Annotated in this window: 9 protein-coding genes; 2 read left to right on the forward strand and 7 right to left on the reverse strand. The window is 70.5% G+C overall.

Annotated features, from left to right (window positions below; translation table 11 throughout):
- Window positions 1-17: 17 nt before the first annotated feature.
- Window positions 18-638, forward strand: a complete 621-nt coding sequence (locus OJ997_RS28505; protein WP_270028729.1) for a GNAT family N-acetyltransferase — start codon at window positions 18-20, stop codon at window positions 636-638.
- Here OJ997_RS28505 and OJ997_RS28510 read toward each other — a convergent pair.
- From OJ997_RS28510 to OJ997_RS28540, 7 genes are read right to left on the reverse strand one after another with little or no spacing between them, the layout of a single operon-like run.
- Window positions 594-1,712 carry a DegT/DnrJ/EryC1/StrS family aminotransferase gene (locus OJ997_RS28510; protein WP_270028730.1) on the reverse strand — a complete coding sequence of 373 codons (1,119 nt, stop codon included), beginning with the start codon at window positions 1,710-1,712 and terminating at the stop codon, window positions 594-596. The genes OJ997_RS28505 and OJ997_RS28510 overlap by 45 nt on opposite strands.
- Entirely contained in the window at window positions 1,709-3,268 is a 1,560-nt protein-coding gene (gene cimA, locus OJ997_RS28515; RefSeq protein ID WP_270028732.1) for a citramalate synthase, read from the reverse strand. The genes OJ997_RS28510 and cimA overlap by 4 nt, the downstream gene beginning before the upstream one ends.
- A gap of 2 nt (window positions 3,269-3,270) precedes the next feature.
- On the reverse strand, window positions 3,271-4,197 hold the full coding sequence (locus OJ997_RS28520) for a branched-chain amino acid transaminase (RefSeq protein ID WP_270028733.1): 927 nt from the start codon (window positions 4,195-4,197) through the stop codon (window positions 3,271-3,273).
- Window position 4,198: 1 nt separating this feature from the next.
- Window positions 4,199-5,224, reverse strand: a complete 1,026-nt coding sequence (gene leuB, locus OJ997_RS28525) for a 3-isopropylmalate dehydrogenase (protein WP_270028734.1) — start codon at window positions 5,222-5,224, stop codon at window positions 4,199-4,201.
- Between the two features lie 13 nt (window positions 5,225-5,237).
- Window positions 5,238-5,798: a 3-isopropylmalate dehydratase small subunit gene (gene leuD / locus OJ997_RS28530; protein ID WP_270028736.1), complete on the reverse strand. Its 561-nt coding sequence runs from the start codon at window positions 5,796-5,798 to the stop codon at window positions 5,238-5,240.
- A gap of 3 nt (window positions 5,799-5,801) precedes the next feature.
- Window positions 5,802-7,172 carry a 3-isopropylmalate dehydratase large subunit gene (gene leuC / locus OJ997_RS28535; protein ID WP_270028737.1) on the reverse strand — a complete coding sequence of 457 codons (1,371 nt, stop codon included), beginning with the start codon at window positions 7,170-7,172 and terminating at the stop codon, window positions 5,802-5,804.
- Window positions 7,169-7,753, reverse strand: a complete 585-nt coding sequence (locus OJ997_RS28540) for a helix-turn-helix domain-containing protein (protein WP_270028738.1) — start codon at window positions 7,751-7,753, stop codon at window positions 7,169-7,171. The genes leuC and OJ997_RS28540 overlap by 4 nt, the downstream gene beginning before the upstream one ends.
- 359 nt (window positions 7,754-8,112) lie before the next feature.
- Here OJ997_RS28540 and OJ997_RS28545 point away from each other — a divergent pair, with 359 nt between their 5' ends.
- Complete coding sequence (locus OJ997_RS28545; RefSeq protein WP_270028739.1) at window positions 8,113-8,514, forward strand: patatin-like phospholipase family protein; 402 nt, start codon at window positions 8,113-8,115, stop codon at window positions 8,512-8,514.
- The last annotated feature ends 13 nt before the right edge of the window (window positions 8,515-8,527 follow it).

Genomic DNA, 8,527 nt, shown 5'->3' on the forward strand with positions numbered 1-8,527 from the left:
CGCCATCATGACCCAAGATGGATTTGCTCGTCCGCCCAGCGCGCCCGATGGATGCGTGCGTCCCGCTGCTGTTCGAGTCGGCGAAGCCGTACTACACCGCCTACGCGGGCAGCGCGCGGCGCGCGCTGAAGCTCCTGCACCGCGCCTTCGTGCAGCCTGGCCACGCCGCAAGCTACGAATGCACGCAGGTGCTGGCCACGCCCGACGACTTCATCGTCGGCGTGCTCACCGCGTTCCCGGTGCGCGACGGCGACCGCCTCTCGCGCCGCTTCATCCGGCTCACGCTCACCCGCGTGCCGCCGTGGGGCCTCGCCGGCACCTTCAAGCACCTGTACGCGGCGGGCGGCGTTGCGCCGCGACCGCCGCTGGACGCCTACTACGTGGACGCGCTCGCAGTGCACGAGAGCTACCGGCGGCTCGGCCTCGCGCAGCGCCTGCTCCGCATCGCCGAGGACGACGCCCGGCGCGCCGGCTGCCGGCGGCTCGCGCTCGACACCGGCCTGCACAACCGGCCGGCCCGCGCGCTCTATGACGCGTACGGCTTCCAGGAGCGCGAGATCCGCCGCGCTCCCAACGACCGCACCGCGAAAGCGCTAGGCGGCCCCGGCTTTGTGGGCTACCTGAAGGACGTCACCTAGCGCCTCGGCGACCTCGGCGACCTGCCCCTCGGACAGCTCCGGGAAGAACGGCAGGGCGATCGACCGCGCCGCGATGTCCTCGCACACCGGGAACATGCCCTCGCGGTACCCGAACTGCTCGCGGTAGAAGGACATCAGGTGGATCGCCGGCAGGTAGGGCTTGGACTGCACGCCGCGCGCGAGCAGCGCCCGGATCGTCTCGTCACGGTCCACGTCGCGCGGGAGCTGGACCACGAACACGAACCAGCCGCGCACGTCGCCGCCGAAGTCCTCGCACGGAAGCTCGAGGCCCTCGACCCCGCTCAACGCCTCCCGGTACCACGAGGCCACGCGGGCACGGTCGGCGAGCATGCCGTCGAGCCGCTCGAGCTGGACCAACCCCAGCGCACAGGCGAGATCCGTGAGCCGGTAGTTGAAGCCGAGCCGGTCGTGGTCGAGCCAGTCCATGTTCGGCGCGCGGCCCTGGTTGCGCTCGGAGTCCACGCGCTCCTTCATGGCCGCCGACCCCATCGTCAGCATCCCGCCCTCGCCCGTGGTGAGCTGCTTGTTGGCGTAAAAGCCGAACGCGGCGGGATGGCCGCGCCCGCCCACCTTCACCCCGTCCGCGTGCACGGCGCCGAGCGCCTCGCACGCGTCCTCGACGATCGGCAGCCCGTGCTGCTCCAGCGCCGGCGTGTCAGCGGGGTAGCCGAAGATGTGCACCGGCAGCAGCGCGGTGGTGCGGTCCGTGATCGCCGCGGCCGCCGCTTCGACGTCCAGGTTCAACGTCACCGGGTCGATGTCGACGAACACGGGCTTCGCGCGCTCATACAGGATCGAGTTCGCCGAGGCCACGAACGAGAACGGCGAGGTGACGACCTCGTCGCCCTCGGACACACCCACCGCCCGCAGGGCCAGGTGCAGCGCCGCCGTGCCGGAGGAGATCGCGGACGCGTGCGGCGCGCCCACCCGCGCCGCGAACCCGGCCTCGAAGGCCGGGACGCGCGGCCCCAGCGAGAGGTGCCGCGAGCGCAGCACCTCGATCACCGCGGCTTCTTCTTCAACGCCCAGGACGGGGCGCGCGACCGGGATCACGAGGCGGTCTTGACCGACGCCTGCGAGCGCAGCATGCCCGCCTCGATCGAGTCCACCAGCGCGTCCCACGAAGCCTCGATGACGTTCTCGTGCACGCCGATCGCACCCCACGTCGACTCGCCGTCGCTCGCGTCGAGCAGCACGCGGGTGGTCGCGCCCGTCGCCTTCCACTCGTCCAGGATGCGGACCTTGAAGTTGACGAGCTTGATGTCGCGCAGGTGCGGGTGCAGCTCGCCGATCGCGGCGCGCAGCGCCTGATCGAGCGCATGCACCGGGCCGTTGCCCTCGGCGGTGCGCACGAAGCGCTGGTTGCCGACCCACAGCTTCACGGTGGCCTCGGTCTCGACCCGGCCGTCGGCGCGCTTCTCGGCGATCACCCGCCAGGACTCGAGCCGGAACAACGGCTCGTAGTCACCCGTCTCACGCTTGATCAGCAGCTCGAAGGAGCCGTCGGCGGCCTCGAACTGGAAGCCGCGGTGCTCGAGCTCCTTCACGCGCTCGACCACGCGCGTCGCGGTCGCGTCGTCCAAGGCCCCACCCGCGTGCGCGATGACCGTGCCCTTGCCGGCCAGCTCGCTGACCAGCACCTCGCGCGAGTTGCCGACCTCGGCGGGATCGATGTGCTCGAACGTCGACGGGTCCGCGTTCACGCCCGCGACGTGCATGCCGCCCTTGTGCGCGAACGCGTTCTTGCCCACGTAGGCCTGGTTGGCGTCGGGCTGCAGGTTGAGCATCTCCGCGACCAGGTGCGAGGCCTCGGTCAGCCCCTCCAGCGACGGGAGGCAGGTGCGCCCCATCTTCAGCTGCAGGTTCGGGATGATCGAGATGAGGTTCGCGTTGCCGCAGCGCTCGCCGTAGCCGTTCATGGTCCCCTGGACCAGCACGGCGCCCTCGGCGACGGCCGCGAGCGAGTTCGCGACCGCGCACTCGGCGTCGTTGTGCGTGTGGATGCCCAGCGCGGCGGTCGGGAGGGCAAGTCGCACCGTTCGCACGGCCTCCGCCACCTGGTGCGGCAGCGTCGCGCCGTTGGTGTCGCACATCGTCAGGTTCTCGGCGCCCGCTTCCAAAGCGGCCGTAAGGCACGCGATGGCGTAGCCCGAGTCGTCGAAGAACCCGTCGAAGAAGTGCTCGGCGTCGTAGATGACGCGCTTCCCGCTCGCGACCAGGAAGGCCACCGACTCCGCGATCATGCGGAGGTTCTCCTCGCGGTCGACCTTGACGACCTTCTCCAGGTGCAGGCCCCACGTCTTGCCGACGATCGTCGACACCGGCGTCCACGACTCCGCGAGCACCTTCAGAGCGGCGTCCTCGGCGGCGTCCACGCCGCGGCGGCGCGTCATCCCGAACGCGCACACGTCGGCACGCAGCCCGGCCTCGGACAGCCGCTCGAAGAGCTCGAGCTCCTTCGGGTTCGAGGTCGGGAAGCCCGCCTCGATCATCGGCACGCCGAGCTCGTCGAGGATGCGCGCCACGCGCACCTTCTCCTCAACCGAGAGCGACATGCCCTCGCCCTGCATCCCGTCCCGCAGGGTGGTGTCGTAGACGACGACGTCCATGCCTATGAGACCGCCGCGGGAACCTTGTCGAGCCAGTCCGCGTAGCGCTCGGAGCGGCCGTGCAGCGCGTCCTCGAAGATCGCCTGGATCTCGGTCGTGATCGGGCCGCGCGTGCCGTCGCCGACCGGCAGGTCGTCGACCTCGCGGATCGGCGTCAGCTCGGCCGCGGTGCCGGTCATGAAGATCTCGTCGGCGCGGTAGAGCTCACCGCGCGCGATGTTGCGCTCGATCACCTCGTAGCCCTGGTCGCGCAGGATGTCGATCGCGGCCGCGCGGTTGATGCCCTCGAGGATGTCGTTCGCGAAGCCCGGCGTGTGCACGACGCCGCCCTTGACCAGGAACAGGTTCTCGCCCGTGCCCTCGCAGACGTAGCCGTTGGAGTCGAGCAGGATCGCCTCTTCGTAGCCGGCCTTGTCGGCCTCGATCTTCGCGAGGATCGAGTTCAGGTACTGGCCTCCGGCCTTGGCCGTCGGGATCAGCGCGTCGGCGGAGATCCGCCGCCACGAAGACACGCGCGCGCGGACGCCGTTGACCTTGCCCTCGTCGCCCAGGTACGCGCCCCACGCCCACACGGCGATGATCACGTCCACCGGGCAATCCAGCGGGTAAAGGCCCATCGGGCCCGCACCGCGGAACACGAGCGGGCGGATGTAGCAGGACTTGAGCCCGCTCGCCGTGATCGTGTCGAACGTCGCCTGGCGGATCTCGTCCTTCGAGAACGGGATCTCCATGTGGTAGAGCGCGGCCGACCGGAACAGCCGGTCGACGTGGTCCTGGTGGCGGAACACGGCCGAGCCGCCGTCCGGCGTCTCGTACGCGCGCACACCCTCGAAGACGCTCGTCCCGTAGTGCAGCGCGTGCGTGAGCACGTGGACCTTGGCGTCCTCGTGGTTGACGAGTTCGCCGTTCATCCAGATCTGATGGCTCACGTCACAGCTCCTCCAGCACCGCCTTGGTCACCTCGGCGGTGGTCGCGGTCCCGCCCAGGTCACCCGTGCGGATGCCCTTCTCCAGGGCCTTGTCCACCGCCGATTCTACGGCAGCGGCCTGCTCTTCCCGCCCGAGTCCGTGGCGCAGGAGCAGCGCGCCGGAGAGGATCATGCCGATCGGGTTGGCGATGCCCTGGCCGGCGATGTCCGGCGCCGAGCCGTGGACGGGCTCGAACAGGGACGGCCCGTTGCCGCCCAGCGAAGCCGTCGGAAGCATGCCGAGCGAGCCCGTGAGCATCGACGCCTCGTCGCTGAGGATGTCGCCGAACATGTTCTCGGTGACGATCACCTCGAAGTGGCGCGGCGCGGCGACGAGCTTCATCGCGGCGGCGTCGACGAGGATGTGCTCGAGCTCGATGTTCGGGAACTCCTCGTCGTGGATGCGGGTGACGACCTTGCGCCACAGCCGCGACGTGTCCAGCACGTTCGCCTTGTCGACGGAGGTCACGCGCGACTTGGCGGCGTTGAACGCCGCGCGCGCGATCCGCTCGATCTCCTCGACGGTGTAGACCATCGTGTCGAACGCGCGGCCGTTCTCGGTCCCGCGCTCGCCGTAGTACAGGCCGCCGGTGAGCTCGCGGACGATCAGCATGTCCACGTTCTCGATCAGCTCGCGCTTGAGCGGCGACGCATCGTACAGCGCCCGCAGCGGCCGGACGGGACGCAGGTTGGCGTACAGCCCGAGGTCCGCGCGCAGGCGGAACAGGCCCTGCTCGGGCCGGACGGCGCCGGGCTCGTTCGTGTCCCACTTGGGGCCGCCGAGCGCGCCGAGCAGCACGGCGTCCGACGCCGTGACGGCCGCCATCGCCTCGTCGGTGATCGCGACGCCGTGCAGGTCGATCGCGGCACCGCCCGCGGGGTGCTCGTCGAACGACAGGTCGCCGGCGACGGCGTTGAGGACCTCGACCGCGGACGCGGCGACTTCGGGACCGATCCCGTCACCGGGAAGGAGGGCAATGTTCGGCATAAGTTGCGGGACCCTACAGATTCAGAGTGACGGGACCGGGGCGTTCGCGCGAGGACTCGTAGGCGGAGATCTCCTCGGCGTTCTGGAGCGTGAGCGCGATGTCGTCGAGCCCGTTCAGCAGGCGGTGGCGGCGATCGGCGTCGAGCTCGAACGGCACGGCGCGACCGGCGAAGCGCACTTCGAGCGCCTCGAGGTCCACCTCGGCCTCGCCGGCCGCCATCAGCGCCTGGACCTCCTCCTCGGGCAGCACGACCGGCAGCAGGCCGATCTTCGTGCAGTTCGAGAAGAAGATGTCGGCGAAGGACGAGGCGACGATGGCCTGGAAGCCGTAGTCCTGCAGCGCCCACGGCGCGTGCTCACGGCTCGACCCGCAGCCGAAGTTCGCGCCTGTCGCCAGGATCGGGTTCTTGGGCAGGCTCCAGCCCGGCTCCTGCGCCCAGTCGTAGAACAGGAACTCGCCGAAGCCCGTGCGCTCGATGCGCTTGAGGAACTGCTTCGGGATGATCTGGTCCGTGTCGACGTCGGCGCGCTTGAGTGACGTGACGGGACCCGAGACGATCTTGACGGCGTCCATCTTTCAGCTCCACTCCCGGATGTCGACGAAGCGGCCCTCGATCGCAGCGGCCGCGGCCATCGCCGGCGAGACGAGGTGCGTGCGCCCGCCGCGGCCCTGGCGGCCCTCGAAGTTGCGGTTGGAGGTCGAGGCGCAGCGCTCGCCCGGGTCCAGCGTGTCCGGGTTCATGCCCAGGCACATCGAGCAGCCCGCGGTGCGCCAGTCGAAGCCGGCCTCGCGGAAGATCACGTCCAGGCCCTCGGACTCCGCCTGCTTGGCCACCTGGACCGAGCCCGGGACGACCATCGCGTTCTTGACGGTGGACGCGACCTTGCGGCCCTTGATCATCTCGGCGGCGGCACGCAGATCGCCGATCCGGCCGTTGGTGCAGGAGCCGATGAAGATGCGGTCCAGCTTGAGCTCGGTGATCGGCGTGCCCGCCTCCAGGCCCATGTAGACCAGGGAGCGCTCGTCCGTCTCGCCGTGCGGCTCGGGCACCTCGCCCGCCACGCCGACGACCTGCCCGGGCGTGGTGCCCCAGGTGACCAGCGGCGAGATCGTGCTCGCGTCGACGGTGATCTCGCGGTCGAACGCAGCGCCCTCGTCCGTCTTGAGGGTCTTCCAGTACGCGACGGCCTCGTCGAAGTCCTCGGGCGCCGCGACGCGACCGCGCACCCACTCGAACGTGGTCTCGTCCGGCGCGATCATGCCCGCGCGGCCGCCGCCCTCGATCGTCATGTTGCAGATCGTCATCCGCTCCTCCATCGAGAGGGAGCGGATCACGTCGCCCGCGAACTCGACGACGTGGCCGGCGGCGCCGTTGGTGCCCATCTGGCCGATCGTGCCGAGGATCAGGTCCTTCGCGGTGACGCCGTGGCCGAGCTCGCCGACGTAGTTGATCCGCATCGACTTCGGCTTGGGCTGGGAGAGCGTCTGCGTGGCCAGCACGTGCTCGACCTCGGACGTGCCGATGCCGAACGCGAGCGCGCCGAACGCGCCGTGCGTGGCCGTGTGCGAGTCGCCGCAGACGATCGTCATGCCAGGCTGCGTGACGCCGAGCTCCGGGCCGATGATGTGCACGATCCCCTGGCGGTCGGACCCGAGCGAGTAGACCGGGATGCCGAACTCGTCGCAGTTGGACTCGAGCGCCTCCACCTGGCGACGGCTGAGGGCGTCACGGATCTGCGCGCTGACCGGCGTGCCGTCCGTCGGCACGTTGTGGTCGGCGGTGGCGAGCGTGCGGTCGGGGCGGCGCACCTCACGACCGGCGAGCCGGAGGCCCTCGAAGGCCTGCGGGCTCGTCACCTCGTGCACGAGGTGGAGGTCGATGAAGATGAGTCCCGGCGCGACCTCGTGCGCGGACCAGATCTTGTCGAACAGCGTGGTGGGGGTCATGACCGGCGCAGGCCCGCTGACACGATCGCCAGCAAGACGGCCTCCTCCTTCCCGAGGTTGGCGAAGTGATGGGGCAAATCGGCGTCGAAGGTCACGCAGTCACCCGCGTGGAGCTGGTGCTCGGCGTCTTCGACGTGCAGGACAAGGGACCCGCGCTCGATCAGCGCGGTCTCGCGGGCGCCCGGCTCGTGGCGAGGCGGGTCGCCGGGGCCGCCGGTGACGGCGCCGGGAGCGAGCGTGTGGCGCGTGACCTCGGCGCGTAGGCCGGGGAGCGGCGGGGTGAGGAGCTCGTAGGCGTGGCCGGCCGTCCCGCCGCGGCGGCCGTCGCCGGCGCGCACGATCGACACGGTGCCCTCCTCGTCCAGGCGCAGGAGCTGCGACAGGCGCAGCTCGAGGCCGGAGGCGATGCGGCTGGCGACCTGCAGCGTCGGGCTCGTCTCTCCGCGCTCGACCTGGCTGAGCATCGGGGCGGAGACGCCGGAGCGCTCGGCCAGGTCGCGGAGCGAGAGGTCCATCGCCTCCCGCAGCGCCTTGACGCGCGGACCGACGGCCGCGATGGTGGGATCAACAGCCGTCGCCATTACGCCTGTACGTTATCGCATACAGGCGCGCTTTCAACATTTCAGGTGCGGGAACATCAGTTGCGCCAGTGACACGGCATCTCGCGGCTCCTCTAAGTGGGCCGCGCGCGTTCCCCGAACGCACGGTACGTCATCCAAACTTGACAATTGACGCTTCTCACCCCGTCAAATGCCTAAGGTCTGGTTTTCCGGACCAACGCGCCCACAAACACGTGTCGAGTCCGGATGCGCCTACTCATTCGACCTTTCACGGCCGCCGTTGCGTATGCGCAGGGAAGGCCGCGGTGCCGGTCGGTCAGTGTTCCCCCTGGCCGCTTTTCACCCCGGCGACCGCGGCCTTCCCGACTACCGTCTTGTCGGTGATCGACGAGCTTCCGGACGCACTGGTCCTCGGTGGTGGCGGCACGCTGGGTGAAGCGTGGCTGCGCGGCGTGCTCAGTGGGATCGAGGCCGGCTCCGGCCTGGACTTCCGCGAGTGCGAGTACCTCGTCGGCACCTCCGCGGGCTCGATCGTGGCCGCGACGCTCGCCGCGGGCCGGCGCCCGGACGCCGGTGAGCAGGCCGCACGCGAGTGGGCGCGCGCGGTGCCGGACGTGATCGACGAGACGAGCGGCCCGCGCTTCGCCGCCGTCGGAAAGGTGACCCGCGCGGCGGCCGCGCCGTTCGCCAACGTCGCGCTGTCGGTCACCGCGCCCGCCGGCCGGCTCGTCCGCGCCGCCGAGGACGAGCTCAGCGAGCGGCGCTCGTCGGAGGAGACGTAGCGCGCGCGCAGCG

The organism is Solirubrobacter phytolaccae, from assembly GCF_027587195.1.
Lineage (GTDB): Bacteria > Actinomycetota > Thermoleophilia > Solirubrobacterales > Solirubrobacteraceae > Solirubrobacter > Solirubrobacter phytolaccae.

Bases quoted from the DNA above. Each gene is read 5' to 3' on its own strand.
- OJ997_RS28505 (WP_270028729.1), top strand. From the start codon at position 18: ATGGATTTGCTCGTCCGCCCAGCGCGCCCGATGGATGCGTGCGTCCCG.
- cimA (WP_270028732.1), bottom strand. From the start codon at position 3,268: ATGGACGTCGTCGTCTACGACACCACCCTGCGGGACGGGATGCAGGGC.
- leuB (WP_270028734.1), bottom strand. From the start codon at position 5,224: ATGCCGAACATTGCCCTCCTTCCCGGTGACGGGATCGGTCCCGAAGTC.
- leuD (WP_270028736.1), bottom strand. From the start codon at position 5,798: ATGGACGCCGTCAAGATCGTCTCGGGTCCCGTCACGTCACTCAAGCGC.
- leuC (WP_270028737.1), bottom strand. From the start codon at position 7,172: ATGACCCCCACCACGCTGTTCGACAAGATCTGGTCCGCGCACGAGGTC.
- OJ997_RS28540 (WP_270028738.1), bottom strand. From the start codon at position 7,753: ATGGCGACGGCTGTTGATCCCACCATCGCGGCCGTCGGTCCGCGCGTC.